Source organism: Rhodococcoides fascians A44A, assembly GCF_000760735.1.
In the GTDB taxonomy this organism is placed as follows: domain Bacteria; phylum Actinomycetota; class Actinomycetes; order Mycobacteriales; family Mycobacteriaceae; genus Rhodococcoides; species Rhodococcoides fascians_E.
Genome location: NZ_JMEX01000004.1, coordinates 490,951 through 517,397, shown reverse-complemented (window position 1 = coordinate 517,397; position 26,447 = coordinate 490,951). Strand labels below are relative to the sequence as shown.

The window sequence follows — 26,447 nt, the reverse complement described above, 5'->3', positions numbered from 1 at the left end:
GGGCGTCCTCGGTTCCATGAATCGAGGACGCCCGACGTGGTGTGCTCTGAATCGAGACCGTCAGTCGTCGCCGCGGGGCGGCGGCTCGACGTCGACGCCACCGGACGAGTGCTCCGGACCTGCGTCCGGATGGCCTGCGGGAACGCGGCTACGTGACCGCGCGGCCTCGCTCTCGGAGGGAGCATCGTCGAACTTGCGACGCCATGCTTCCTCCGGTCGGTACGGTCCGGGCTTCGGCCGAGCCTTGCCACCCGGTAGCGCGAGACGCGCGATCGTGCGATGCACCATGGTCCACTGCTGGATGAGCGGTCCGGTGTTGTACGGGAGCTGGTACCGCTCGCAGATGTCCTTGATCTTGGGCGACACCTCGGAGTACCTGGTGCTCGGCATGTCCGGGTACAGATGGTGCTCGACCTGGTAACTCAGGTTGCCACTCATCAGGTGGAACAGCGGCCCGCCGTCGATGTTCGCGGCGCCGACCAACTGACGGACGTACCACCCGCCCCGTGTCTCGTTCTCCACTTCCTCCTGGCTGAAGGTGTACGCCTGATCCGGGAAGTGACCGCAGAAGATGATGCCGTGCGACCATACGTTCCTGAGGATGTTGGCGGTGAAGTTCGCGGCCAGGGTCGCCAGGAACGTGCTCTCGACGCCGCTGAACCGGGAGTCGAGGAAACCGGTCGTCCTCTTCGACTTTCCGAAGCGGGTGGAGCCACGGAGTTTCGCTGCGAGCCTCGACTTCTTGCTCTCGCGAAGGCGGCCGCCGCTCGCCAGCTGCGCCAGAGCGAATGCGCCTGCACTGATGGTCGGCCAGCCCACGTAGTCCTTGACGAACTGCCTGCGTGCTTTTCCTGCAATTCCTTTGAGGTCGCGGACCAGTTCCTTCACGGGCTTCTCGCCCCGGCGGATCGCTTCGATGTCCAGATCGTGCAGCGCGACTCCCCATTCGAAGAACGCCATCAGCAGAACGTTGTAGAACGGCTGCGCGAGATAGACGGGGTGCCATTTCTGGTTGGGGTCGATGCGCATGATCTCGTAACCGAGATCCTTGTCCTTGCCACGAATGTTCGTGTACGTGTGATGGACGTAGTTGTGCGAGTGCTTCCACGACTGGGCCGTCGACGCGGTGTCCCAGTCCCACACGGACGAATGGATCTCCGGATCGTTCATCCAGTCCCACTGACCGTGCATGACGTTGTGGCCGATCTCCATGTTCTCGAGAATCTTCGCGATCCCGAGGCACGCGGTACCTGCAACCCAGGCGGGCTTGCTGGTCGAGCCCAGAAGCAGAACTCTGCCGGCAACCAACAACTGCCGTTGAGCTGCGATGACGGACGTGATGTATTTGCGGTCCTTGGCGCCGAGGCTCGCGTACACCTCGTCGTGAATGGCGTCGAACTCCTTGGCGAGCTCGGCTATGGTCTCGTCGCTCAGATGTGCCAGAGGATTGACCGGTTCGGTCCTGGTTGCGTCGTCGATCGTCATCTATGTCCTCCCAGAAGATGTCAAAGCTCGATTTCGATGTCGCCTTCCGCTGTGTTCACGCAGATGCGTACCGCCTGGCCGGTCGGTTCGGAGACGTCCCCGTTTCGAAGGTCCCGTATCCGTCCGGATTTCAGAGTTCCCACGCAGGTGTGGCAGATGCCGATCCTGCACCCGAAGGTGAGGTCGAGACCGGCGTCCTCACCGGCCGCGAGAATGGTCGTTCCACCGTCGCATTCGACCTTCTTCTGGCTGTTGGTGAACGCGACCACGCCGCCTTCACCTTCCTCCGCGTTCCCCCCGATGACCGGTTGGAAACTCTCGTGGTGGAATCTGTCGTAATCGCCCTGGTCTTTCCAGTAGGACTTCAGATCGTCCAGATGCTCACCCGGGCCGGAGCAGAATGCGTCACGTTCTCGCCAGTCGGGCACGAGTTCGTCCAGTTCGGTCGCCTTCATGCGGCCTTCGTCGCTGGTGATGCGCAGCTTCACGACGAGGCCGTCGTGCTTGGCCTCCAGCTCGTCGAGGGTGTCCGCGAACATGAGCTGCTCGCGGGTGTGAACCGAGTGAACCACCACGATGTCTCGAACCTGGTCGTGATGGTCGAGGCTGCGCAGCATACTGATGATCGGCGTGATGCCGCTGCCCGCGCTGATGAAGACCATCTTCTCCGGCAGCGGGTCGGGGAGGGTGAACTCGCCCTCGACCTCACTGAGTCGAACGATGTCGCCTGTGCGGATGGTGCCGACGAGATACGGCGACACAGTCCCCTCGGGCACGAGTTTGGGACTGACGCTGACCAGACCGTCGACAGGGTCCGGGTCGGACGTCAAGGAATAGGCCCGCCAGTGGTAACGACCGTCGATGAGAACACCGAGCCGGACGTACTGTCCTGGCACGTGACCAGCCCATTCGAAGCCGGGACGAATGAAGACGGACACCGCCTCCGAGCCCTCCGGCGCGACGCGAACTACCTGCCCACGCAGTTCCCGCGTCGTCCACAACGGGTTGATCAACGCAAGATAGTCGTCCGGTCTCAACGGGTTGAACAGCATTCGAACCGCGCGAAGCGCTGTTCTTCGCACAAAAGATACCTGGGGCTTGGCCCCCCGCTCTGCCACACCTGAAACGTAACGCCAACACCGCGTCTGTGTCGGGAAACCGCAAAATGAGCCGAAATCAATTGTATTTCAAATTGTTTGGCTCATTTCGGGGGCATACGAATGCCCGGGCCCCCGCAGCCGATTACGCGAGTAACCGGTCCGGCCGGGGCTCAAACATCGTCGGTCAGCGCCAGCCCAGAGCGGGAGCGACGTCGCGGAGCAGAGCCTCCATGACATGTGCGCAGTAGTCCACGCCCAGCTGGTTGGGGACGGTGATCAACACGGTGTCGGCTGCCGCGATCGCCTCGTCGCCCGCCAGCTCCTCGATCAGCTGCTCGGGCTCGCCTGCGTACGACTTGCCGAAACGTGCGATGCCGCCGTCGATGTATCCGACCTGATCCTGGCCGTCGGCCTGACGTCCGAAGTAAGCCCGGTCGAGATCGCTGACAATGGGAAAGATGCTGCGGCTGACGGAAACTCGTGGTTGATGCGAGTGGCCGGCGTCGGCCCAGGTCTTGCGGAACCGTTCGATCTGCTCGGCCTGCAACCGATGGAACGGAATGCCCGTGTCCTCGGTGAGGAGCGTCGAGCTCATCAGGTTCATACCCTGCCGTGCCGTCCACTCGGCAGTCTCGCGATTGCCCGCACCCCACCAGATGCGCTCGCGTAGTCCCGCGGAATGCGGCTCGAGGCGCAGCAGTCCCGGGGGGTTCGGGAACATCGGACGCGGATTCGGCTGCGCGAAACCTTTACCTTCCAGCAAGTCCAGGAAGACGCGGGTGTGCTCGCGCGCCATCTCGGCATGATCGGATCCCTCCTTCGGGGAATACCCGAAGTACTTGTACCCCTCGATGACCTGCTCGGGCGATCCACGGCTGATGCCGAGCTGCAGTCTTCCTCCGGAGATCAGGTCCGCAGACCCTGCGTCCTCGGTCATGTAGAAGGGGTTCTCGTACCGCATGTCGATGACGCCGGTGCCGATCTCGATGGTGCTCGTCTTCGCTCCGATGGCGGCGAGAAGCGGAAACGGCGACGAAAGCTGGTTGGCGAAGTGATGGACGCGGTAGTACGCGCCGTCGGCACCCAACTCCTCGGCGGCGACCGCCAGATCGATCGATTGCAGCAGAACGTCGGAGGCCGAGCGTGTCTGCGACTGGGGCGACGGTGTCCAATGGCCGAAGGAAAGGAACCCGATCTTCTTCATTGTTGCTTCAACTGTTCGTCTGTCGCGACTATTCCGCGTCCAGGTCGACGGTGCAGGAGAACACGCGTTCCTGCCCCGGGGGTATCACCAGACTCGCCGGTCCGGCGCCCAGCTCTCCGTTCGACGTCTCCGGAGCGGGCAGCCCCGCCCACGGTTCCAGACACACGAAACCCGCACGCGACGGCGGAGACCACACCGCGAATTGCTCGAAACCGGCCCACGTCAGCGTCAACGTTCCCGTCGCTTCGGACTTGTATGTGGCCTCGGTCCCCGCGACGCGCTCGAACACCACGGCACCTGCGTCGAACAGTGTGTCGGAGAGGGCCAAGGTTCGCCCCGACAGCGGAGACGGCTGTGGCTCGGGCAGCGGGACACCGTCGACGACGCGGTGGACACGGTCCGACTGAGCCTCCGCGAACACGACGGAGCTGGCTTCACGTGCAGCCGGTTCGGTGGGCCACAGAAACGCCGTGTGCAACCCGAAGGACGCGGGCATGATCCGCGAACCGGTGTTGACGATGCTGTAGTCGGACCTCAGTTCGCTGCCGCGCACACGGTGACGGACCCGCAGCGCGAAATCGAACGGGTAATGACGGCGAGTGCGATCGTCGGAGGCGAGCTCGAATTCGCACGTGTCGTCGGACGACGCGGTGAGTGTGAATGCCATGTCTCGGGCGAACCCGTGCTGCGGCATCGGATACGCCACCCCGTCGACGGTGACCGAATCACCGGGCGATCGGCCGATGCACGGGAACAGGATCGGGGCGTGCCGACGCCACTGCGGACCCGCGTCCCACAACAATTCTCGCCCGGACGGTGTTCGTACGGACACCAACTCCGCGCCCACCGACGCGACGGTCACGGTCCAGCCGTCTCCGGTCAATGTCGCGCCGCGCGGACCCGAGGAAGACGGCGGCTGCGACTCCGGTGTCGTGGGTACCATCGTCCGAACGTAGCAGCAGGTGAGAGACTGTGCCGATGGATGTGCGTGTGAAGAACAACGTGAGGGTCACCGGGGTTCCCGACGGCCCGACCGTCGTGCTCGCGCACGGATTCGGATGCGACCAGCATCTGTGGCGCGGCGTGACCGCGCTGTTGGCCTCCACCTGCCGCGTCGTGTTGTTCGACCACGTCGGGGCGGGCGGATCGGACCTGGCCGCATGGAACGAGGAGGACTACTCCGGACTCGACGCGTACGCAGCGGACGTCGTCGATCTTCTCGTCGATCTGGATTTCGGTCCCGTCGTGTACGTCGGCCACTCCGTCGCGTCGATGATCGGGGTGCTCGCCGCATCCGAGCGCCCGGAACTCTTCGACAAGCTGGTCCTGGTCACGCCGTCACCGCGCTACATCGACGACGATGACTACCAGGGCGGCTTCACCCGAGGCGACATCGACGAACTACTCGAATCGCTCGATGCGAACTACCTCGGTTGGTCCGCAGCGATCGCACCGATGATCATGGACAACCCCGATCGTCCCGAACTGGCGGCCGAACTCACCGACACGTTCTGTCGGACGGATCCATCCTGTGCCCGGTCGTTCGCCCGCGCGACGTTCCTCTCCGACAACCGCACCGACCTCGGGCGCGTCGTGACCCCCACGCTCGTCATCGAGTGCGAGCACGACGCGTTGGCGCCGCGAGAGGTCGGCCGCTTCGTCCACGACAACATCGTCGGCAGTGAGCTGATCACGTTGAACGCCAGTGGACACTGTCCGCACGTGAGCCATCCCGACCTGACGGCGGCCGCGATACTGTCCTTCGTCGGCCGCACGTGAGCGACGTCGATCCGCTCCTCGTCGAATCCGCGGAGGATCTGTACGAGAACGCACCGTGCGGTTACCTCTCGACGTGGCCGGACGGCCGCATCGCCAAGGTCAACTCCACGCTGACCAGGTGGCTCGGATTCGAGCGCGAGGAACTGCTCGGTCTGCGCTTCACCGAGTTGTTGACGGCGGGAGGTCGGATCCATTACGAAACGCACTTCGTGCCCCTGCTGTTCACCCGCGGAACGGTGGACAGCGTCGCGCTCGACCTCGTAGCCCGTGACGGCGAGCGCCACCCGATGTTCGTGACGGCGAACATCGGTCGCGGACCCGACGGGCTTCCTGCTCTGGTCCGTATCACCGCTCTCGATGCCGGCGAGCGGCGGGCGTACGAGCGGGAGCTGATCGCCGAACGACGGCGTGCCGAGCTCGAGCGCGAGCGCGTCGAGGTGCTCGCACGCACACTGCAACGCTCGCTGCTGCCGCCTGCGCTGTCACCACCCGCAGGCGTCGACTCCGCCGCGTACTACCACTTCGCGTCGCAGGACGACGTCGGAGGCGATTTCTACGATCTGTTCCCGCTGTCCGACGATCGATGGGGGTTCTTCCTCGGAGACGTGTGTGGGAAGGGGTCGGACGCCGCCGTCGTCACGTCGGCGACGCGATACTCGCTGCGCACGGCGGCGGTGTACGCCCAGGACCCGGTCGAGGTGTTGCACAACCTCAATTCGCTTCTGCTCCACGAATTCGGCCACGAGGACTCGCGATTCTGCACCGTGATCTTCGGCGTCATGACCGTGCGCGAAGGCCGGCTCGACGTCGAACTCGCCAGCGGCGGGCACCCACCTGCGCTGCTGATGCGAGCGGACGGCACCGCGAGCTATCTCGACACCACCGGCGGCCAGCTGGTCGGCATCCTCCCCGCGCCGCGGTTCGTGTCGCTGCGCGTGCAGTTACTGCCGGGGGACACACTCGTGCTGTACACGGACGGCCTGACCGAGGCTCGGACCGGAGTGGGACGGAAACGCTACGACGACGAGGGCGCACTGCTGGAGTTCGCCACCGCCCGATCGCCCGCATCACCCCTCGACTTCGTCGACGATCTCCGAGAACTGTTGACGGGCTTCGGCGAAGGGCTGTCCGACGACACCGCGATACTGTCCTTCGGGTTGCCGCCGAAGCCCCTGGCGTAGCGGCATCAACCGCCGCAGTTGTTCGGCGGCGGAGTGCCTGCCGCACGTCCGTCGAGCCATTGTGCCGGTAGTGCACCGAGATTCAGGATGCCGTGGCCCTGGTTGGCTGCAACCTGCACTTCGATGACATCGCCCATGGCGCATCCCCGGCGGACGGCATCGATCGTCCACTGCGGTGCCACGAGCTGATCCTGGTCACCGTAACCGACGAACATCGGCTGGGGCGCGGGCCCTTTCGGAATGCTGTACTCGGCGAGCCACGTCCGTAACCGGTCCGCTGCCTGCGGGGACACCGGAGCGTAGTCGGCGGGAACAACGGAGTCGGCCAGAGTGGACTGCAGTGCGGAGTTCTCGCCGAGGCAGGTGAGAAACGCGTCGCTTCTGCGTTCGAGCACTCCGTGCAGGTAGTCGCTCGTTTCGAGTTCGGGATGTTTGGCTGCGATACCGCTCAGGATGGACGGCAGAGCCGCGATCTGGGCGGTGGTCAAGGTGCCGTTCTGCATCTCGTCCACCAACCCGGTCAGGTCGGTGGCGGGGGACATGCTCACCGTGCCGAGCAGTTGGAGGCCCTGGCCGTAGTCGTCGGACAGTTCGTTGGCCGACCACACGGCCTGCCCTCCCTGGGACACCCCGTACCCCACCCAGTCTGTGGAACTCTCCGGCAGCACCTCCCGCGCCGCGCGCACCGCGTCGATGATGTTGTAACCGGCCGTCGTCGGCTCCAGGTACGGGTGCACTTCCGAGGTGCCGAGGCCCTGGTAGTCGGTCATCGTGACGGCATACCCGTTGGACAGGAACGGAATGATCGTCGTGAGGCTGCCCAGCAGGCCGATACGGGTCGACGGGGCGCATCGACTGTTCACCCCGGTCGTTGCATGTCCGATGGATGCTATCGGCCACCCGCCCTCGGGCGGAGTTCCTTTGGGCGCGAACACTACTCCCGTGACCTCGGTGGGGGAGCCGTCTATACCGGACGTCGAGGCATAACGCACCGATACCGACGTGCCGGTCAGGTCCGCCAGCGCGGGATACCCCAGGAACTCGACCGGCTCGGCCAACAACCGACCCGGTGACCCGTCCGTCGCCGTGGCGTCGTCGTTCGGTCCGTCACCGGACGAGCTCGAACACCCCGCCAGTGCAAGGACGCCGACGAGTGCAGCGGCGATTGCTCGTGCACGGAGCGCTCCACGGATCATCGGTCATCACTTCGGTTCGGCCTGCAGGGTCCCGACGGGGTCGTCGCACATCCGACGCAGAGCGGATTCGATCACCGCGGGGTCGATCATCTTGTCGCAGAACGACGCAGTGAACGTACGCCCGTTGTCGATCTCCGACACCAGCAGAGTGGCACCGTCGGGCCCGTCCGGTTCGAGGAACGCGGCCAGGCGCGGCGGCCGCTCGTCGCGAATCCACAGTCCGTCGTCGAACATGGTCAGTTTGCCGAGATCGCTGACTGCGAGGCGGATGCGGTCGTTCACCTCGATCGAGGACTCGGTCGACGCGTGCGCGGCCGGAGCCGAGCGCTTCAGAGCGGCTTTGATCTGCGACATCCCCAGAATCGCTATGGGCCAACCTGAATCGATCACCTGCCGCATCAGTGCCGCGATGTCCGCGGCGCTCGGCGACGGCGGAATCCGAACGGGAATACCGACGGCGAAGTTGCCGTGGCCGTCCTGAAGTTTCGGCGGCAGGTAGCGACGGCTGTTGAAGAGGATCATCACCGACTCGTCGACGGTCACGCCCTCTGCCTCCAGTGCGGCAATCCACAACGCGATGGTGACCGACGCGGTCGTCGCCTTGCCCGGTTGGGTGGACGCCCACTTCTTCAGTTGGGCAACACGATCCGGGGCCATGAAGTCCGCTCGCGACGTCTTTCCGGACTCCCAGTCCTCGATGCGCTTGGTGGCACCCGCTACCAGGCGAGGCGGCTTCTTGTTCTGTTTGCGCAGACGCCAGAAATCTCGGAGTGCTGCAGGACGTGACAAGTAATGGTGGCGAATCGCCGTCCACGTGGTGTTGCTCGGCAAGCCTTTGGCGAGAGCCGGGGCGCGGCCGAAATCGATGTTTCCGCCCAGAGTGGCGAGCAACAGCACACCCATCTGACCGTCACCGACGCCGTGCGAGTAGTCCACCGCGATGTAGTCGCCGGCGATGACCACCTCCAGTGGCTCCCGAACGCCCGGGCGACGCCGGATCACGCCCATCAGGTGGCCCAGGTCGTGACTGTCCTCGGCGGGTAGGTGCGCGATCGGGGTCCGCTCGCCCAGGTTTCGACGGTAGCGCCACTGGACGGTGTGAGTGTCCGGTTCCACTGCGAGCCGAGGAGTCGCCGTGCTCTGTTCTGCCACGGTCAGGGCCTTGCGGATGGCGTCCTCGTCCAACGTCACGCACGGGCCGATGACGGCAATGGTGCGGGCTTCGGCGAACACTCGATCCATCGCGGTGGATCGATACGTTGTCGTGCGGTCAGACGATGTCATCGAGGACCCCCTGCATCTTGGCGCGGAAGTTGGCCCGGGAGAACCCTTCCGCCCAGGCCCGGATCTCGTGCCGGTCGAACGCCGACGGATCGAACGACGACATCGCCGCGGCGAACCCGTCGACCACCTCCTCGTCGGAACCGGATGCGACGAGTCGACCGGACACTCCGGGGACGACCGTGTCGAGCGCGCCGCCCTCACCGAGAGCGATCACCGGAGTGCCCGTCGCCATCGTCTCCACCGGAACGATCCCGAAATCTTCCACACCGGGCATCAGCAGGCCGCGAGCGCGGCGATGAAGCCCGAGCAGGTCTTCGTGCGACACACGACCGAGGAACGTGGTGTTGGGCCCGGCGAGCTCTCGGCATGCGTTCATCGCGCGACCGTCGCCCGCAACCACGAGTTTGATGTTGGCCGCCGCGGCGGCCTTCACCGCGATGTCCGGCCGTTTGTAGGGCACGAGACGGCCCGCCAGCAGAAAGAAATCCTCGCGCTCGACCGACGCGTCGGGTGTGAATCCCTCGGTGTCGACGGGGGGATGAACGACCACGGCGTCGTCGCGTCCCCACCAGTTGGAGATCCGATCGGCGACCGCGGACGAGTTGGCCACGACGGTGCGGAGCTTCGGGGCGGCAGCGATCTCGCACTTGCGCGCGACAGCGGACAACGCGGTGAGAATCGCGGCACCTGCCTTGCCGCCGCCCTCGCCCGCGCGCAGCGCTGGATCCCACGCCCATCGCGCCGGACTGTGCACGTACGCAACGACGGGTGCGTCGGTGGCGAACACAGCCTGCGTCGCGAACGCGTGGTGGCTGACGATGGCAGCGTCGATGTCGCCGAGTTTCAAGTGCCGAAACGCCGTGGGCATCAGCGGGAGCAGCGGGGCGTAGGAGCGCTCGCCGAGTGCCTTGTATCCCCTGTCGAGGAACGTCGTCTTCGGTGGGCGAGGCAGGTCCTTCGGAATGCCCTGTGCCCGTGCAACCGCGGCATACACCTGGGACTCGGGCCACTGCAGCGCGAGCTGTTCGATGACGTGTTCCGAACCTGCGATCTCGGTCAGTCGCTCGTGGACGATTGCAACCCGGTCAGTTGTCATCGCTCGGGGCCTCCGCATTCTGTGGCTCGGCAGACTTCTTGCGTCGTTTGCTACTGGCTTGTTGCAGCACGAGATACGTGGGTACGGCGAACTCGTGCAGGCGGCGAAGTGCGTGCTCGGCGGCCTTCCTGTCCTTGCCGCCCTTCGAGAGAATCACCACGGCACTCTCGACGTCCGCGACATCGACGACCGTCCACCACTCGCTCGCCAGACCTCCCTCGATGAACGCACGCCCGTCCTGGGGCGGTACCGCCTCGGCGACCGCGTATCCGGCGATCGGGGTGGTGCTGCCTGCGTTGGACTCGGCGTCCTGGCCGATGAGGATGACGGCCTCGTAGCCGTCGCGTCCGGGAGCGGAATGCCGCGCCGAACCCGACGTGCGGGGCCCCCCGCGTTCGCGTGCTGCAATTCTGCCGACCACCGACGGAGGCAGCGCATCTCCGCCCTGAGGATCGAAACTGGCACGGTACTTCTTGGCGACCCGGCTTGCCCACGCCCGCGTCGGCCGCGATCCGATTCTGCTGCGCAGCAGCACGATCAGCTCTGCAGCGATGACCAATGCCGCGAGCGCGGCAACCGACGCCTCCGAGAACGGCTTGGGGGAGACCGGGGTATCGCTTTGTTCGGGAGTCGACAGAACGACGAGCTGATCACCACCGCCGCTCTGTACCTGTGCCAGCTGGCCTCGAAGATCACTCAGAGTGGCGTTCGATGCAGTCTTGGCGTCCCCGTCCGGAAGCGCGTTGTTCCGCGCTTCTTCCGCAGCCACCGCTGCTTGGAGCTGTTCGAGCTGGCTCTGGGTGTCGCGTGCACTGTTCGCGTTGGCGGCCTGCGCAACCGTCGAGACCGTCGACTGGGTCAACTGGAGGGCAAGTTCCGGTGACGGCGCCGTGACGGTGAAGACCAGCAGAGCAGGCGAGGTGCCGGGCTCGAGTGCCAGGTTGGACGCGAGCGTGCCCGCGGTCCAGTCCGTGTCCACCTCCGAAACCACTTGTTCGAGCACGTCGTTGTCCGACGCGAGACCGATGAAGGGTGCTCGCATCTGCTCGATGAACGCATCACCGGGCACCAGAGCTTGCGCAGGTTTGATTTCGGTGACGATCGATGCCGAGTACTGCTTCTCGCTCAACTCGGTTCGGGCGAAGAACACCGCAGCGCCCACCAGCAAGCCGATGACGAGCGCGGGAAGGAAAGCACGACCGAGTTCTCTCATGTGCCCGGCGAGGTCGATCGGCGGCGGCACGTCGCTACGGTGCACTGGATCGTTCACGGATGCCAACCGAAGCTCCTTTGATCGCCTACATGGGCAGAGATTCCTTCACTCGAATGTGAAGACCGGACAGGTGCGATGATACCCAAACCGCCTCTCGGTGCTTCGGTACGCCCGATGTGGCGCATGAACGGAAGCTTTGCGAAAATCGCTGCTGCGAAACGGGATTGCAGTTCTTTCGGGCGGCCGGAAGCAGTCGGAGGCGCGGTTTCGACCGGCGAGAACCGGACGGATTCTGGTTCGAGAGTCCGTGACGGAACGAAGCCCGAGACCGGCGTCATGCGATCAGAGCCTCGAGCAACGCGGGCATCGTGATGGAGATGTTGTGTTCGGCGCCGACTTTCGCGCGGGCGCGAGCCCCGAGCGTGGCCCGGCGCGTCCCGTCCGACAACACGTCCTGAACCGCCCGCGACAACGCCGTCGGGTCACCGGGGGGGACCAGAACACCTGCACCGTCGCGCAGGAACTCGGTCGGCCCACCGTGATCGGTTGCGATCACGGGCAGTCCATGCGACATCGCTTCCAGCACGGCCAGCGGACCGGCCTCGGGGAGAACGCTCGTCGACACCACCACATCCCATCGCCGAAGCGCATCGTCGAGCTTCACATGGCCGAGAAACCTGACCCGGCCGGACAGATCCGGTTCGCTTGCGCGCTCGCGCAGTTCGGCGACGTAGGTCTCGTCGCTGGGAAAACTGCCTCCGGCGAGTTCGACCTCCACCCCAGGGGTCAGCGCCAGCGCGTCGAGGAGTACCCGGTGTCCCTTCCACGGAGTCAGCAGCGCAAGCATGCCGACGACAGGAGGTGTGCCGACACTCTCGCGGCCGAAATCCTCGACGGGCCAGGGCACGCCGTACGGCACGAGTTCGACGTCGAGACCGGCAGCGCGGACGGGAGCGGCGGCCGCCTCGGTGCACGCCACTGCTCTGCGTACGACACCGCGCCCGAGCCTCGTCACCGCGCGTTGCCGCCCGCTCGCCATCACGTCGTGGACAAGCCACGACGCACCGCGAGGTGGGCGTGCGATGCGGGTAGCCGGCAGTGCGAAAAGGGAATTCACGACGGTCGCCGTACCCGCTCCTCGCACCAGGGGGCGCAGGGTTCGTCCCGCCGACCACCAGCGGGCCAGCATCTGGCCGGCCGCCATCACCCGTGCGACGCCCCGCTGCCCACCGAGCCCCAGTTCCGGGATGGTCACGTGCCGAACGCCGTCGGGAAGTGCTGTCGCCAGCGCGCCTCCGGGACTGGCCACCACGACGGTGTGTCCCGTTTCCGACGCGCGATCGACGAGCGCGAGCAGCATCTTCTCCGCTCCGGACACCTGTCCGGTGTGGGCGACGAACACAACGGTGGACGTGTCGGTCATCGTTTCTCCGCTCGGTGTCGGCCGCCGGCCCGCGGTGTGGCCGCGCCGGGGGGAGTGTCCTTGCCCAAGGGTGATTCGACGAGTCCGAGTTTCGCGGCACCGAACACGATGACGACCAGCAGGAGCGCGAACGCGATGGACACCACGAGCCACAGGGATGGAAATGCCGAGACGGCAAGCGAACCGGCGAAGGACAACGCAGCCGCAAGGACCACGATCAGTGCGATGGGCCCCAGCGGGAGCAACGTCGACACCGGAACCGTTCGGGCAATGACGATCCACAGCAGCACGACGGTCGTTCCCAGCGTCGCGACGGTGGAGATGGCGGCTCCGTCGTAGGACATGCGCGGTATGAGAACGAGATTGAGCCCCACGTTGAGTGCGAGACCGAACAGCGCCACGACCGGGTAGTGGCGCTGCATGCCTGCCGACGCGAGGAGGAAGATTCCGAGGAGGATCAGTGACATCAGGGCAGCGCCGAGGACGAGAAGTCGAGCAGCGTCCGCGCCCGCCACGAAGCGCTCGCCGTAGAGAAGCTCGATCAGGTGGTCGGCCGACGGCCAGAACGCGACAACCGCCGCAGCTCCGAACAGCGCGAACAGAGTTGCTGCCGAACGTGTTCGCTTGCGGAACGTCGCGAGGTCGTCGGGCCACGCGGCGATGAGAAGGGTGCTGATGGGGGCGACCGCGGCCAGAATGATGGTGTCCATCATGTCCGAGAACTTGTAGCCGATCGAATACAGTCCGACCGCGTCGAACGTATCGAGCAGGCTGAGCATCAGAACGTCGATCTTCAGCATCGCGATGGTCAGTGCGAAACCGATTGCCAGCGGTATCGCTTCGCGCAGGTACGGGCCCCACCGGTGCACATCGATGTGCCGGGACGGCCTCAACCCGAGCGATCGTCGCCTGATACCGATCGACTTCGACACCAGTTTGAAGATCTCGTTGATCACGGCAGGCAGCACGAACACGAGCAGCGTCGGCGCGAAGACCGCGGCGAGGATGGTCAATGCCAGCTGAAGAGCTTGGCCCAGACTCTCGGCGATGGCGACCATCAGCAGTCGGTGGCGACTCTGGAACAGAACCGACAGTGCATGACTCGGCGTGGCGAAGACGACGACCAGACCGCCCACCGCTGTCGCCAGAACGACCTCGGTGGGGTACCGGAGCACGAGTACGTACCCCACTGCGAGCACGTACCCGACCAGGCCGAGAACAGTGCGCAAGGCCAGGAACGACGATGCGGTCCTCGAAATCTCTTCCGGGCTGCCGTCCATCAAGCGTGCCAACACCACTCGGCCGACCCCGAGATCGGTGACGACGGACATCAGCCCCAGCAGGGCGAACACGAAACTGAACTGGCCCCAACCCTCGGGGCTGAGCGAACGGGCCACGATCACACTGCCGACCCAGCCCAGTCCCGCAATGACGACGCGGCTCATCAGGACCGCAGCGGTGGCTCGGGCAGCCGCTTTAGGGTCCGCAGCTATCGCACGGTAATCGGGCGGTTGTTCGGTACCCTCCAGCGAGGGGTCCTCGGTCACGAGACGATCCCCGCTTTTCGGTAGGCCTCGACCGTGCGCTGGGCCGTGCGTCGCCAGGTCAGGCCCGCGGAGACTGCCGCGGCGTTCGACACGAGGGCGGCGCGAGCATCGGCGTCGAACACGATGGGACGCATGGCGTCCGCCCAGTTGTCCACCCGCTCCGAGCCGAGAAGCACAGCACCGTCGCCGACGACGTCGGGCAGGGCGCCGACGGCACTGGCGACGACCGCCCCGCCGCAGGCCATCGCCTCGACGGGTGGAAGTCCGTACCCCTCGTAGCGTGAGGCGTAGGCGGTGACCGTGGCGGTGGCGTACAGAGCGGGCAGGTCCTCGACGTCGATGTATCCGAGACCGATCGACGACGTCGGAGCATTCGGCCCCTTCGATCCAGCGCCTGCCAGCACCGACGGGATGCCGAGTCGTTCGGCCGCGTCGGCGACGAGCTGCACGTTCTTGCGCGGTTCGACGGTGCCGACCTGGAGAACGAATCTCTCGGGAAGGGAGTACTTCTCGCGGACGGCGTCGAGGGCGGATTCCGCCGGCGGCGTCGCCCATGCTGCGGGCGCCAGTTCCGCGACGGCGGCTTCTCGGCCGCTGACCGCCTTGATGCGATCTGCGGTGAACTGCGACACCGCGATCAACAGATCGGCTTTCCGCAGCGCACGCCGGACGAGTTTCTGTTCACCGAACGCCCGGAACTTGCTGGACGCCGACGGCATGTCGATCACGGACAGGTCGTGGACGGTCGCCACGGTGGCTGCCTTGGTCACGAGAGGAAGGTCGACATCGAGGCCGTGGACGATATCGCAGTCACCGACGGGCAGTGCCCCCAGAACGGCACGCACCGCGCCGTCGGCCACACGGCGGGGGAGTGGGTGCACGTCACCCGGGAGTTCGGCCACGGCATCGCGTTGGACGACTGCCGCGAGATCTGCTGTGGGGAGCAGCGCCGGAATCTCGTTCAGTAACTCGCGGATGTAGGTCTGGACCCCGCTGCCGCCCGGCCGAAGGGCGAGCGCCCCATAGACGATCCGGGGGTTGCTGCTGATTCGTGTTGCGCTGCTGCGCATCCCACCACTCCTAACAGAAGCCAGAAATAAACGTCGATCGGAAAAATTTCGAAATAGGTCGAGACGAGGCTCGCGAACATCGCCGCGACGATCGACGAACCGACACCGAGTGCAAGAGCGTCGTCGCCCTCGGGCAGAGATCTGGACAGGCGCGTGCACCACAGCAGAGCCGTGACGAGAAGCGCAACGACCGCCCACAATCCGACAGGGCCGAGTTCCAGCGCAGATTTCACGTAGTAGTTGTCCGGCTGGTAGTTGGTGGACAGGCCGCTGAACGTCACGCCCGAGGCGGTCGAAATACGATCGGCTGCTGCACCGCTCGCACCGAGACCTTGACCGAACGGGTGGATCAGGATGCTCGCGATGATGTCGTTCCATCCGTCACCGCGTTCGTTCAGACTGCTCGACGAGAAGAAGACGGACGAGATCTTGGGCACGAACGGAACGATCACTGCGACAGCTACACCGGATACGACCAGCGGCACGGCCAGGAAGCGAAAACGAATGGCAATGAGGTAGATCAAACCGACCAGCAAGCCGAGGATTGCGCCTCGGACGATCGAACTTGCCATAGCGACGACCATGATCGGTGTCATCCACAGGAACGCGGCGTTGCGACGGCGTGCCGGATCGGCCAGTGCGACGGCGCCGCCGACGAGCAGCGCCAGCATCACGTACAGGCCGAACGGGAACGGGAGGTTGAACGTGCTGAACGTTCGAAGCAGACCGCCGGAGGTTCTGACCTGTGTGCCGTACTCGTATCCGAGCGACACCAGAAAAGCCGGGCCGAGCACCAGTTGTGCAATGCCGACCAACGAGGTGAACACGCCCATCCCCATGAGCACGCTGACCAGATTGTCGCGGTCACGGGCGTCGAACGGGGAAAGCCAGAGGATCCCCACCAGCAGCATGTAGAAGAACGTCACCTTGATGGCCACGAATCCGATGAGCCCGAACGACACGAGCGCCGAGACGACTCCGAAGACGACGAACAAGGCGGCCGCGGGCCACCAGGGCATGGTCAGTGGCGGATGTGGGCGTGGTGTCGGTGTCCGTGGTCGCGGCCTGACCCGCCGCAACCACGCACAGCCGAGGGTGAACAGCACAAGGCCTTCCTTCCATCCGGACACGACGCCGGGGAGGGGAAGGATGGCCAGCAGGCCGTTGAGCGGCACGAATGCCGCGAGAAGCAGCAGGCCTCGCTGGGGGCGGTGCAGGATCGCCCGGGCAACGAACAGACCCGCCCCCACCACCGCAACGGCGGCGAAGGCGATCGCGACGTACGCGATCACGGACGACCCGGGGCTCGTGAGTGTGGTTGGCCTGAAGCGATGTTCACACTCAGTCCTCGGCCCGCTTCAGCACGGCCAGAACGGTCAGGAACAGGATTTTGATGTCGAGCCAGATGGACCAGTTCTCGATGTAGTAGTTGTCCCACTCCGCACGGTCCGCGATGGACGTCTGTCCCCGGAGGCCGTGTACCTGTGCCCAGCCCGTGACACCGGCCTTCACTCGATGGCGCTCTCCGTAGCGACGGATCTGCATGGCGAACAGGTCCACGTACTCGGGCCGCTCGGGTCGCGGGCCGACGAGGCTCATGTCGCCGCGGATCACATTGAGCAGCTGTGGCAGTTCGTCGAGCGAGGTCTGCCGCATGATCTTGCCGATCTTGGTACGGCGATCCACGCCTTCCACGCCGCCCGGCGCAGCGCCCTCGACTCGCACGAACTCTGCATCGGACGCCCGTGGCGGACGCATGGACCGAAACTTCAGGCAGTCGAACGGAATTCCGTCACGTCCGATGCGTTCCTGAGCGAAGAAGATGGGGCCGGGCGAACTCAACCTCACCAGCAGCATGAGCAGCAGGAAGATCGGTGAGATCAGTAGCAGGCCGATGCTGGTCAGCACCCGGTCGGTGAGTCCCTTGAGGAGGAACTGCCATCCCTTGGGATCGACGTGAGGAAGAACCATGAGGGGGAGTCCGCCGATGTGCTCGACACGCGTCTTGAGTCCGACGGTGTCGAACAGACGCGGCACCACCCAGACTCGGATACCCAACTTGTGGGCGGACCTGACGGCAGCCACGAGCTCCTCGTGTTGAACGGAGGAGAACGCCACGATGACTTCCTCGGCGCCGGTCGTCTTGGCGATCATCTCGAACTGGCTCGGTGTGCCGAGGTAGGGAACGTCGATGAAGTCCGGCGCGGTGGGATCCACCGGTGCCACCGGTGTCACGTCCACGAGACCGATGGGGTTCAGCCCGTACTCGGGGAACTGACGCATCCGTGCGACGAGCTGATGACCGATCGGTCCACCACCGACGACGAGCGTCGGTGCCGCCGAGTTGTACTTCGCCCTGATGCGACGTTGGATGATCACGCGGATCAAGCGTCCTATTGCGATGGACACCGCTGCACAGATCCAGATGCGGACCATCAGTGCGCCGGGGCGGTACTCGGTGTCGACGACGATCATGATCGACAGCAGTGCAAGAGTCGCGAACGCGATGGCTGTCTCGACCGGGCCGATCTCGTCGAGGAAGTTCTTCCGGAGGCTCCGTCGGTACATTCCTCCGGCGCCGAGGAAAGCAATCACCAGAGGGATGAACAGCCAGGGCAGCCATCCCAACTCGGTGAGGCTTCCGGTTCGCCAGAGCACCCCCTCGATCACGGCGATGGTTGCGGCGATCACGTCGACCGAGATCGTCACCACCGTGTGCAGTGGATCGACGCGCAGTCGGTCCGTCAGGCTTCGCGGACGTGACTGGACCTCGCGCAGTGCGTCGGCAGTCGCCAAGGGTGATTCGAGAGTTTTAGACACGGGCCATTACTCCGTACGGGACCCAGTTCGTGTTCCAAGCACCGTCAAAGGCTATCTCAGACATTTGGCCCGAACCCCCTTTTGCTTTATCGATCGTGTTACGGAAAAGCGACCGATTTCCCGTTATCGATCGAAATACCGGGGTGAAAGTTCTGGATAGGCGTTCTCATCCGAATATTCGCTCGCGAACAATCCACGCGAGATCCTGAAGGGTTTGTTGATGGCCGATAGTCCATTGCCTGGGCTGTTCGTCCCAGACGCACAGAGTCCCCACCGTGTGGCCCTGGCCGTCGTCGAGAGGGATGCCCATGTAGGACACCGCGAGATTGCCGAGGACTGCCGGGTGATTCTTCAGTAGTTCGTGCAGACGGGCGTCCTCGACGACGAGTGGTTCACCGCCGTCGACGGTGTACTGGCAGATGCTCTGGTCGATCGGCAGCTGGCGCGACTCGGCGATCTCGGCCGGCAAACCGACTGCGCTCTTGTAGAACTGGCGCTTGTCGTCGATCAGGGAAATGGCCGCGGACGGGACCATCAAGGCGTCGGCGACCATGGATACCAGTCGGTCGTAACTGTCTTCCTTCGGTGTGTCCATCAGGCCCGTCTTCTCGACGGCCTTGACGCGGTCGCGGTTGTGCAACGGGCGATCGGACTCGGGCTGCTCCTCGTCCGAGGTCGGTACCTCGATCCGTGCGGCCTGCAGATGGCGCAGCAGTTGGCCGAGTTCGGAATCGTCGTCGGCGGTGAGTTCCTGAACCAGCCGCGTGACAACCGCGCGGCGCACATACGCTTCGACCGATTCCCCGGCTTTTTCCGCCTGTTGCGCGAGAATTTCGTGTAAGCGGTCGTCGAACCCGGAAACAACGTCTGTCATTTTGCCGATGGTAATGCAGTCGAACGAAGTCGGCGTATTCATTCACTCGAGGTCGTGTCGGTGGCAGTAATTCGAACAGATGATGGTATTCGGCAGAACTGCTGTTATATTCTGCCGATGTTTCGGCGCGCAACGCTGAGCGTGCCGAAGATCGTGGTCACGCTTGCACTTCTGCTTGTCTCCATCGCTGCGGTGATCACACCCGCGCACGCGTCACCTACGACGCCCGGGCGCACAGCGCCCTCGTCACCGGACGGACGGTGTTCCGGAATGACCAGCTCCCCTCGCATCGGTGCCTCGCCCGGTGCCACACTGGCTGCGGCGTCGAACGCGGATCTGAACGCGGAGTTGGATCTGGCGCGCAACGCCGGGTTGTTCTCGGTTCGGGTGGACATCGATTGGTCGACCATCGAACGCAATCGCGGGCAGTTCGATTGGACGAACACCGACCGTGTGCTGGCCGCTGTGGTGGCGCACGGTATGTGTCCGCTCGGCGTCATCGCCTACACACCGCAGTGGGCGCGCGTACCCGAGGCGATGGGTGACTCGCATTCACGACCCGCGGACCCCGACGTCTACGCCGCATTCGCGCGTACCGTCGTCACCCGGTACCGCGACCACATGAATCTGTGGGAGATCTGGAACGAGCCGAACATCGTCGGATTCTGGAAACCGAAGCCCGACGTGGCTGCGTACTCGATAATGCTGCGCGCGGCCTATCAGGCGATCAAGCAGGTGCAGCCGGCGTCGACGGTCCTCAGCGGTGGGCTGGCTCCCGCAACGGACAACGGCACGAACATGAACCCCAAGTCGTTTCTCTCCGCCATGTACCAGCTCGGCGCGAACAAGTACTTCGACGCGTTCAACGTTCACCCGTACACCTACCCGTGGCTGCCGAACGACCCGAGTACCCAGGAATGGAGTACAGCGTTCGCGCTGTGGCCGATGCGCGACACCATGGTTGCCGGAGGCGATGCGGGCAAGCAGATCTGGTTGACGGAGTTCGGTGCGCCGACGGGAACCGCATCCAACGCGGTGAGCGAACAGGTCCAAGCGGACTCGATCGTCATCGTGATGGATGCGGTCCTCGGTAATGCGTGGATCGGGCCGTCCTACGTGTACAGCCTGCGAGATGCAGGCACGAACCTGGCCGATCCGGAACAGAACTTCGGGCTGCTTCGGCGCGATTTCACGCCGAAGTCCGCCTACGGGCGCGTCGCGGCCTTCACGGGGGCGTACTCCTGACGGCTGGGGGCTGCCGGCGCGAATCTCGGTAGGAACGCGGCGAGCGCGAGTGCGATCAGCGAAGCGCCTGCGGCGACGGCCATCGTCACCCGGAACCCTTGCTGCGACGGCAGTTCCGCCGATCCGAGCGTGATCGTCATCTGTGCCAGGATGACGCCTGCCACGGCGCTCGCGGTCGATGTCCCGAGCGAACGCATCAGCGTGTTCAGGCTGTTGGCCGCGGCGGTCTCCGAGGGCGGGACCGCGCCCATGATGAGGGCGGGCATCGCGCCGTACGACAGACCGATGCCTGCGCCGATGATGCAGGAGATGGCAACGAGCTGCCACACAGCGCTCATCGTGACGACACCGAACAGATAGCCGACGGCCACGACGATCGCGCCGAGCATCAGCGTCGTCTTCGGGCCCCTCGTCGTGGTGATCTTGGACGAGATCGGCGCGACCAGCATCATGACGATGCCGGAGGGGGCCATGACGAGACCGGTCACCAGCATCGAGCGGCCCAGTCCGAAGCCGGTTTCGACGGGCAACTGAAGAACCTGCGGGAAGACCAGCGTCATGGCGAACATCGCGAAGCCGAACACGACGGATGCGAGGTTGGTCAACAGCACCTGCCTGCGAGCCGACACGCGGAGGTCCACCAGTGGCTGCTTCGTGCGCAGTTCCCACCATCCCCAGAAACCGAGGGAGACGACGGCGACGGCCAACAGACCCAGCGTGGTGGAACTGCTCCACCCCCATGTCGCGCCCTTGGAGATCGCCAGCAGCAGAGTCACGAGAGCGACGGACAAACTGGCCGCTCCGACCGCGTCGAACGTTCCGCCAGTCCGCACCTCGGACTCGGGCACGAGCGTCAGCACCAGGATCGCGACGATCACGCCGAGTGCGGCGGACACCCAGAACAGGAAATGCCAATCGGCGTACTCCGCGATGAGCGCCGCTGCGGGAAGCCCCAGCGCACCGCCGACACCGAGGGAAGCGCCCATCGTGGCTGTCGCGCCGGCAAGCTTCTCTCGTGGAAGAACGTCGCGCATGATGCTGATGCCGAGGGGAATGACACCGGCCGCCAGCCCTTGCAGCGCACGGCCGACGACGAGCGGAACCAGTGATTCGCTGAGCGCGCCGACGATCGAGCCCGAGATCATCAGGACGAGGCTGACCATCAACAGCAATCGCTTGCCGAACATGTCGCCGAGACGACCCATCACCGGAACAGCGACGGCGCCTGCGAGAAGAGTGGCGGTGATGGCCCAGGCGGTGTTCGATGCCGATGCGTCGAGCAGGGTCGGAAGTTGGGGAATCAACGGAATGATGAGCGTCTGCATCAGTGAGACGACGATTCCGGTGAACGCAAGCACGGCAACGACGACGCCTGCTGGTGCCACCGTGGCGTTGTCGGGTGGTGGGGCAGTGGTCGACATGGGTTCGAGCCTCCCGGCGTTAGCTTTAAAGCAATTGACTGAATCAATTTAAAGCAACTGCTTGACGCAGGTCAAAGTGGCGTTGTTCACTGTGGTCGGTATGTCCGATTGATGACGAATCAGACGGTGATGACTGTGGAAGGCTGGTCCACATGACGCGTGCAGACCGCAACCTCGATACGCGTGAGGCGCTGTTGGCCACGGCCGAGAGGTTGTATGCGGAGGAAGGTATCCATCCGGTTTCGAACCGGCACGTGAGCGAGGCGGCAGGCCAGGGCAACAACGCCGCTGTCGCGTACCACTTCGGGACGAAGATGGATCTGGTGCGAGCAATTCTGGAAAAACATTCGCGATCGATCGAAGAGATTCGATTGCAGATGGTCGCGCGGGTGGAGGGTTCGGATGATCTGCAGGATTGGGTTGCGTGCCTCATCAGGCCCTACGTCTCGCATCTCGACTCTCTCGGATCGCCCAGTTGGTACGGGAGATTCAGCGTCCAACTGATATCCGACCCGGTGCTGCGGTCCGTCGCCTACGCCCGTGCCGGCGAGTTGAGGGCGCTGAAACCCACCCTCGCGGGACTGGAGCGCTGTCTGCCCGAGTTACCGGTGAGTGTCCGAAAGATTCGCGGAGACATGGCCCGCAACCTGATGATGCACACCTGCGCCGACAAGGAAATGGAGTTCGCGGAGAATCCGGACGTCCCGCCCAACTGGACCGACTGCGGCACCGATCTCATCGACGCGACGGTAGGGATCTGGCGGGCGCCGGTGTCGCGGTCGTGATTCGAGGCTACTGACCGCCCGCGATGCGGATGGTCGTACCCGTCGCGTAGGACGCGTCGTCCGACAGCAACCAGGACACGGCGCCCGCGATCTCGTCCGGAGTGCCCGCACGCTTCATGGGCACCGACCGAGCGACCTTCGCCGGTCTGTTCGGATCTCGATGAAAATCGGTCCAGATGGTCCCGGGTGCAACGGCATTGACGCGAATGTTTCTGTCCGCCAACTCTTTGGCCAACCCCACGGTGAGTGCGTCGACTCCCGCCTTCGACGCCGCGTAATGAACGTACATCCCGGGGCTTCCGAGAGTGGCTGCGGCAGAGGAGATGTTGACGATCGAGCCACCCGAGTGCGTCATCGGCGCGATGGCGTACTTGATGCAGGCGAGAACACCGACAAGGTTGAGGTCGATGTCGGCCCTGATGTCGGAGAGATCGTTGTCCACGAGATCGCCCACGGCAGAGGCGGCCCCGGCATTGGTGACCAGCCCGGTGAGCGTCCCGAAATCCGCGACCTCTCCGTACATCGCGACAACGGATTCCTCGTCGGTCGTGTCCACGCGGCACACCAACGCACGACGTCCCGCGGCTTCGACGTCTGCGGCAACGGACTCGGCGGCTGCGCGGTCACGCACGTAGGTGACGACGACGTCGTGGCCGTCGGCGGCCAACCGTCTGCACACCGCGGCCCCGATGCCACGGCTTCCTCCGGTGACGACGGTGGTGCGAGCGGTCATGCACGTCACTGTGCCAGATGCGCCCGAAAGTCCGATGACTCGGTGCCCCGGCGTTGTTAGGCTTCCTTGCGTGGCATGGGACGAGATCACCGACACCGACGAGTTGACCGCACTGTTCGGCACGCCGAGTTACCGGGCGGCCAACAAGGACCGCGATGCACTGTTGCCGATCCACCGGGAGTGGCTGTCCATGTCTCCGTTCTGCCTCATCGGAACGGCCGACGACACCGGAAGATGCGACGTGTCGCCGAAGGGGGACCCGGCGGGGGCGCTGGTTCACGTGCTCGACGAGACCACACTCGCCATAGCCGAACGGCCGGGCAACAAGCGGATGGACGGCTACCGCAACGTCCTGCTGAACCCGCACGTGGGAATCAACTTCTTCGTCCCCGGCCGCGGAGACACTCTGCGTGTCAACGGCGGAGCGCGGTTGCTCAAGGATGCGCCGTTCTTCGACGACATGAAGGTCAAGGGGCATCGTCCGATGCTGTGTCTGCTCGTCGACATCGAGCAGGTGTTCTTTCACTGCGCCAAGGCGTTCATGCGGTCACGGCTCTGGGAGCCGGACACCTGGAATCCGTCGGCACTCCCGACAGTCGCTCGGATCACCAAAGCGGTCATGCCGGATTCGCCCGAAACTCTCGCCGAGCTGGAGCAGTATTACGGCCCGTCCTACGAGAAGCAGCTGTACCAGCGCCAACAGCCCCAGTAGCGGGATAGATGCGTCAGTCGAGCCGACCGAATGCGACGGCGCCGAGGATGGTGTGGGCGCTCGCGATGACCCCGTCCAACGGCTCGGAGTCGGGTGCGAGCAACCACTGCTGGGTCATCATGAGGACGGCACCGACGAGACCGACCGCGAGTGTTCGACGGTTGGGCCCGGCCAGGCCGCGGGCGGTTCCGACCGAATCCGCGACGGCGAGGACGGCGTCGACGAACAGTCCTGTGGTCTGCCGGTACAGCGCGTCCACTTCGGCGGAGACGCCGAGAACCTCGAGCAGCACGATGCGCGCGGATCGAGGGTCGTCGGCGATGGTGCGGAAGAAGTTCGACAACGCCGATTGCAGAACGTGCTCGGCGCCGGTGGTGTGCGCGTCGCTGCTGACGTGGATGCTGGTCAGCATCGTCGTGGTTGCTCGCCGGTACACGGCCTCCAGAAGTGCCTCGCTGCTGTCGAAGGACTCGTAGAAGTAGCGTTTGGTCAGTCCGGCGGCGCTGCATATCCGATCGATCGACGCGGACCGGTAGCCGCTCGTGCCGAAGATGTCCACGGCTGCGTCCAGCAGCCTCTCTCGGCGGGCATCACGTCGCGCCTCCGCGCTCGACCCGCGGTAGGGCCTGCCGGGAGCGATCTCGGTTTCGGAAGAGCTCACGGAAAGATACTGACACCGATCGGTATCAGATGGGAAGTGACAGACACTTCGGTCACCTCAAGCGCAGGGCTAGATAGAACTCGACACGATGTTCGAGCAGCGACAGATCCCTGCCGGTCAACTCCTCGATTCGCTGGACTCGGTAGCGCACGGAATTCACGTGCAGGTGCATCTGCTCGGCGCACTTCGTCCACGAACCGTTGGTGTCGAGAAATGCGGCCAGCGTCCTGACGAGGTCACTGCCGTGGACCTCGTCGTACTCGGTCAGCGGCGCCAGCAGCCTCGACCTGAACATGAGCCGAACGTCGTCGGGAACACCTGCCAGCAGCAACACCAGAGTCGCGAGCTCGGAGTGCCCGACGACGTACCGACCGTCGGTTCGCCCGGCGGCCAACCTGCGCGCATGGCGCGCTTCCTCCACGGCGCTGCGAAGGTCCCGCGCACCGACCAGGGCGCTCACTCCGACGGCCAGCCCGGTACCGGCAAGCCCCGGCGACAGAATGTCCACCCCTCTACCGATCGACGCGGTCGCATCGACGTCGGTTGCCACTACGGCCAGCACCTCACCACCGACGATGCCGACCGCCGACATGTGGGGCACCGACAATTCCTGTACCAGACGACGAACCTCGCTCGGGCGCAGCACGTCCTGCTTCGAGTGTGCAGACGGTGACACCGAGCCGGCGATCACCTGATAGTGCGAGTCGACGGGCAGGCCGAGAAGCCCCATCTGCTGCGTCACGAACGAAGCATCGACACCCTCGCCGAGGGCACGGATGAATTCCTGGGCGAGGATTCCGGCCCCGGTCAGCCTGTCGTCGAACCTGTTTCGTTCGAGGGCAACGATCGAGCAGACCTGCTCGGCCAGTGCGCGGCGCTCGGGGTGCCACGTCTGCCAATCGCTTCCGACCGCCACGAACCAATCGACGACGCGGGCTGTGGAATTTCTGTCGACGGGAAGCATCGACATGTCGAGCGCGGGCGAATAATGCGGAAGCCGACGCGCGGTCAGGAACTCGTGTGCGAGCAGTGCCGCGTCGGGCACGGATTCGGAGCCGGCAACCACGCGACCCGTCGCTGCGAGGATCCAGCATTCGATGCCCAGCTCGGCTGCGACCAGATCGAGCAGCGCACCGATCCCACCTGTTCCCGTACCCTCCACCAATCTCCGGTGCCGCTCCAACACCGCCTTCACGTCGGACGCCCGTGCCGCCGACAACTGCCGGACCACCCGCTCGGTGACCGTTGCGAACGCAACGTCCGCGGGGACACGGAACAGTGGAAGTCCGTGGGCGCGACACGCGTCGACGAGGTCGTCCGGGACGGATCCACCTTCGGACGCCGCCAGCGCGGCGACGCCTGCCTTGGCGACGGCCTTCACGAACTCGTGTGAATCGCCCGGGCTCGTACGCCACATGAGTCCGGTGAGCACCAGTTCACCGCCGCTGAGGTAGCGACTCGGATCCAGCATGTCCGTCGTGACGACCCATCTGATGACGGGGTCGAAATGTTCGGGAGCAACCACCTGCTGCAGGTTCAGGTCCGACAAACCCATCAAATCGTGCAGCCTCACCGCGTGTCTTCCTTGCTCTTGTAGGAACCTCCAGAACCTACACTG

General features: G+C 64.8%; 23 protein-coding genes. 5 read left to right on the top strand and 18 right to left on the bottom strand.

The annotated features are described in order from the left end of the window. Positions 1–60: 60 nt before the first annotated feature. The 4 genes from BH95_RS03405 to BH95_RS03390 form a co-directional block, all read right to left on the bottom strand. On the bottom strand, positions 61–1,485 hold the full coding sequence (locus BH95_RS03405; protein WP_037180954.1) for a fatty acid desaturase family protein: 1,425 nt from the start codon (positions 1,483–1,485) through the stop codon (positions 61–63). A gap of 20 nt (positions 1,486–1,505) precedes the next feature. Then, on the bottom strand, positions 1,506–2,603 hold the full coding sequence (locus BH95_RS03400; RefSeq protein WP_167336891.1) for a ferredoxin reductase: 1,098 nt from the start codon (positions 2,601–2,603) through the stop codon (positions 1,506–1,508). 166 nt (positions 2,604–2,769) lie between these two features. Further along, on the bottom strand, positions 2,770–3,789 hold the full coding sequence (locus BH95_RS03395) for an LLM class flavin-dependent oxidoreductase (protein ID WP_019664835.1): 1,020 nt from the start codon (positions 3,787–3,789) through the stop codon (positions 2,770–2,772). Positions 3,790–3,817: 28 nt separating this feature from the next. Continuing rightward, positions 3,818–4,732, bottom strand: coding sequence for an aldose 1-epimerase family protein (locus BH95_RS03390; RefSeq protein ID WP_037158200.1), 915 nt, complete (start codon positions 4,730–4,732; stop codon positions 3,818–3,820). Positions 4,733–4,767: 35 nt separating this feature from the next. On the opposite strand from BH95_RS03390, the gene BH95_RS03385 reads away from it, so the two are divergent. After that, the gene (locus tag BH95_RS03385) at positions 4,768–5,568 is read left to right on the top strand and encodes an alpha/beta fold hydrolase (RefSeq protein ID WP_019664833.1); all 801 of its coding nucleotides are present in this window, start codon (positions 4,768–4,770) and stop codon (positions 5,566–5,568) included. Beyond that, complete coding sequence (locus BH95_RS03380; RefSeq protein WP_020111734.1) at positions 5,565–6,749, top strand: PP2C family protein-serine/threonine phosphatase; 1,185 nt, start codon at positions 5,565–5,567, stop codon at positions 6,747–6,749. The genes BH95_RS03385 and BH95_RS03380 overlap by 4 nt, the downstream gene beginning before the upstream one ends. A 5-nt stretch (positions 6,750–6,754) precedes the next feature. On the opposite strand, the gene BH95_RS03375 is transcribed toward BH95_RS03380, so the two are convergent. The 10 genes from BH95_RS03375 to BH95_RS03330 form a co-directional block, all read right to left on the bottom strand. Beyond that, positions 6,755–7,945 (bottom strand): lipase family protein, encoded by a 1,191-nt coding sequence (locus BH95_RS03375; RefSeq protein WP_020111733.1) that lies wholly within the window; start codon positions 7,943–7,945, stop codon positions 6,755–6,757. Positions 7,946–7,951: 6 nt separating this feature from the next. After that, positions 7,952–9,229 carry a hypothetical protein gene (locus BH95_RS03370; RefSeq protein ID WP_230593898.1) on the bottom strand — a complete coding sequence of 426 codons (1,278 nt, stop codon included), beginning with the start codon at positions 9,227–9,229 and terminating at the stop codon, positions 7,952–7,954. After that, positions 9,216–10,325 (bottom strand): glycosyltransferase, encoded by a 1,110-nt coding sequence (locus BH95_RS03365; protein WP_037158206.1) that lies wholly within the window; start codon positions 10,323–10,325, stop codon positions 9,216–9,218. The genes BH95_RS03370 and BH95_RS03365 overlap by 14 nt, the downstream gene beginning before the upstream one ends. After that, on the bottom strand, positions 10,315–11,595 hold the full coding sequence (locus BH95_RS03360; RefSeq protein ID WP_230593918.1) for a hypothetical protein: 1,281 nt from the start codon (positions 11,593–11,595) through the stop codon (positions 10,315–10,317). Before BH95_RS03360 ends, BH95_RS03365 begins: the two co-directional genes overlap by 11 nt. A 277-nt stretch (positions 11,596–11,872) precedes the next feature. After that, positions 11,873–12,961 carry a glycosyltransferase family 4 protein gene (locus tag BH95_RS03355; protein ID WP_020111729.1) on the bottom strand — a complete coding sequence of 363 codons (1,089 nt, stop codon included), beginning with the start codon at positions 12,959–12,961 and terminating at the stop codon, positions 11,873–11,875. Further along, positions 12,958–14,508, bottom strand: a complete 1,551-nt coding sequence (locus tag BH95_RS03350) for a flippase (protein ID WP_033190401.1) — start codon at positions 14,506–14,508, stop codon at positions 12,958–12,960. The genes BH95_RS03355 and BH95_RS03350 overlap by 4 nt, the downstream gene beginning before the upstream one ends. Next, positions 14,505–15,578, bottom strand: a complete 1,074-nt coding sequence (locus BH95_RS03345) for a glycosyltransferase family 4 protein (protein WP_019664825.1) — start codon at positions 15,576–15,578, stop codon at positions 14,505–14,507. Before BH95_RS03345 ends, BH95_RS03350 begins: the two co-directional genes overlap by 4 nt. Further along, a complete protein-coding gene (locus BH95_RS03340; RefSeq protein ID WP_019664824.1) occupies positions 15,470–16,870 on the bottom strand; it encodes an O-antigen ligase family protein in 1,401 nt (466 codons plus the stop codon). The genes BH95_RS03345 and BH95_RS03340 overlap by 109 nt, the downstream gene beginning before the upstream one ends. 49 nt (positions 16,871–16,919) lie before the next feature. Then, positions 16,920–18,374 (bottom strand): sugar transferase, encoded by a 1,455-nt coding sequence (locus tag BH95_RS03335; protein ID WP_020111726.1) that lies wholly within the window; start codon positions 18,372–18,374, stop codon positions 16,920–16,922. A gap of 190 nt (positions 18,375–18,564) precedes the next feature. After that, positions 18,565–19,272, bottom strand: coding sequence for a GAF domain-containing protein (locus tag BH95_RS03330; RefSeq protein ID WP_019664822.1), 708 nt, complete (start codon positions 19,270–19,272; stop codon positions 18,565–18,567). Positions 19,273–19,389: 117 nt separating this feature from the next. Between BH95_RS03330 and BH95_RS03325 the strand changes: the two genes are divergently transcribed. Further along, the gene (locus tag BH95_RS03325; RefSeq protein ID WP_037180953.1) at positions 19,390–20,517 is read left to right on the top strand and encodes a cellulase family glycosylhydrolase; all 1,128 of its coding nucleotides are present in this window, start codon (positions 19,390–19,392) and stop codon (positions 20,515–20,517) included. Here BH95_RS03325 and BH95_RS03320 read toward each other — a convergent pair. Beyond that, the gene (locus tag BH95_RS03320) at positions 20,478–21,938 is read right to left on the bottom strand and encodes an MFS transporter (RefSeq protein ID WP_020111724.1); all 1,461 of its coding nucleotides are present in this window, start codon (positions 21,936–21,938) and stop codon (positions 20,478–20,480) included. The genes BH95_RS03325 and BH95_RS03320 overlap by 40 nt on opposite strands. A 152-nt stretch (positions 21,939–22,090) precedes the next feature. On the opposite strand from BH95_RS03320, the gene BH95_RS03315 reads away from it, so the two are divergent. Beyond that, positions 22,091–22,723 (top strand): TetR/AcrR family transcriptional regulator, encoded by a 633-nt coding sequence (locus BH95_RS03315; RefSeq protein ID WP_037180951.1) that lies wholly within the window; start codon positions 22,091–22,093, stop codon positions 22,721–22,723. A 7-nt stretch (positions 22,724–22,730) separates the two neighbouring features. On the opposite strand, the gene BH95_RS03310 is transcribed toward BH95_RS03315, so the two are convergent. Then, a complete protein-coding gene (locus BH95_RS03310) occupies positions 22,731–23,456 on the bottom strand; it encodes an SDR family NAD(P)-dependent oxidoreductase (protein ID WP_037158209.1) in 726 nt (241 codons plus the stop codon). 70 nt (positions 23,457–23,526) lie between these two features. Here BH95_RS03310 and BH95_RS03305 point away from each other — a divergent pair, with 70 nt between their 5' ends. After that, on the top strand, positions 23,527–24,168 hold the full coding sequence (locus tag BH95_RS03305; RefSeq protein ID WP_037180949.1) for a pyridoxamine 5'-phosphate oxidase family protein: 642 nt from the start codon (positions 23,527–23,529) through the stop codon (positions 24,166–24,168). 13 nt (positions 24,169–24,181) lie between these two features. Here BH95_RS03305 and BH95_RS03300 read toward each other — a convergent pair whose 3' ends face one another. Both BH95_RS03300 and BH95_RS03295 read right to left on the bottom strand, forming a co-directional pair. Beyond that, the gene (locus BH95_RS03300; protein ID WP_037180947.1) at positions 24,182–24,829 is read right to left on the bottom strand and encodes a TetR/AcrR family transcriptional regulator; all 648 of its coding nucleotides are present in this window, start codon (positions 24,827–24,829) and stop codon (positions 24,182–24,184) included. 52 nt (positions 24,830–24,881) lie between these two features. Continuing rightward, a complete protein-coding gene (locus BH95_RS03295; RefSeq protein WP_244164794.1) occupies positions 24,882–26,402 on the bottom strand; it encodes a PucR family transcriptional regulator in 1,521 nt (506 codons plus the stop codon). Positions 26,403–26,447: the final 45 nt, after the last annotated feature.

What these genes read in the sequence shown, in the direction of transcription:
- BH95_RS03345 (WP_019664825.1), bottom strand. Translation starts at nt 15,578, where the DNA reads ATGCGCAGCAGCGCAACACGAATCAGCAGCAACCCCCGGATCGTCTAT.
- BH95_RS03355 (WP_020111729.1), bottom strand. Translation starts at nt 12,961, where the DNA reads ATGACCGACACGTCCACCGTTGTGTTCGTCGCCCACACCGGACAGGTG.
- BH95_RS03320 (WP_020111724.1), bottom strand. Translation starts at nt 21,938, where the DNA reads ATGTCGACCACTGCCCCACCACCCGACAACGCCACGGTGGCACCAGCA.
- BH95_RS03365 (WP_037158206.1), bottom strand. Translation starts at nt 10,325, where the DNA reads ATGACAACTGACCGGGTTGCAATCGTCCACGAGCGACTGACCGAGATC.
- BH95_RS03330 (WP_019664822.1), bottom strand. Translation starts at nt 19,272, where the DNA reads ATGACAGACGTTGTTTCCGGGTTCGACGACCGCTTACACGAAATTCTC.
- BH95_RS03385 (WP_019664833.1), top strand. Translation starts at nt 4,768, where the DNA reads ATGGATGTGCGTGTGAAGAACAACGTGAGGGTCACCGGGGTTCCCGAC.
- BH95_RS03310 (WP_037158209.1), bottom strand. Translation starts at nt 23,456, where the DNA reads ATGACCGCTCGCACCACCGTCGTCACCGGAGGAAGCCGTGGCATCGGG.
- BH95_RS03325 (WP_037180953.1), top strand. Translation starts at nt 19,390, where the DNA reads ATGTTTCGGCGCGCAACGCTGAGCGTGCCGAAGATCGTGGTCACGCTT.
- BH95_RS03370 (WP_230593898.1), bottom strand. Translation starts at nt 9,229, where the DNA reads ATGACATCGTCTGACCGCACGACAACGTATCGATCCACCGCGATGGAT.
- BH95_RS03395 (WP_019664835.1), bottom strand. Translation starts at nt 3,789, where the DNA reads ATGAAGAAGATCGGGTTCCTTTCCTTCGGCCATTGGACACCGTCGCCC.
- BH95_RS03375 (WP_020111733.1), bottom strand. Translation starts at nt 7,945, where the DNA reads ATGATCCGTGGAGCGCTCCGTGCACGAGCAATCGCCGCTGCACTCGTC.
- BH95_RS03315 (WP_037180951.1), top strand. Translation starts at nt 22,091, where the DNA reads ATGACGCGTGCAGACCGCAACCTCGATACGCGTGAGGCGCTGTTGGCC.
- BH95_RS03390 (WP_037158200.1), bottom strand. Translation starts at nt 4,732, where the DNA reads ATGGTACCCACGACACCGGAGTCGCAGCCGCCGTCTTCCTCGGGTCCG.
- BH95_RS03405 (WP_037180954.1), bottom strand. Translation starts at nt 1,485, where the DNA reads ATGACGATCGACGACGCAACCAGGACCGAACCGGTCAATCCTCTGGCA.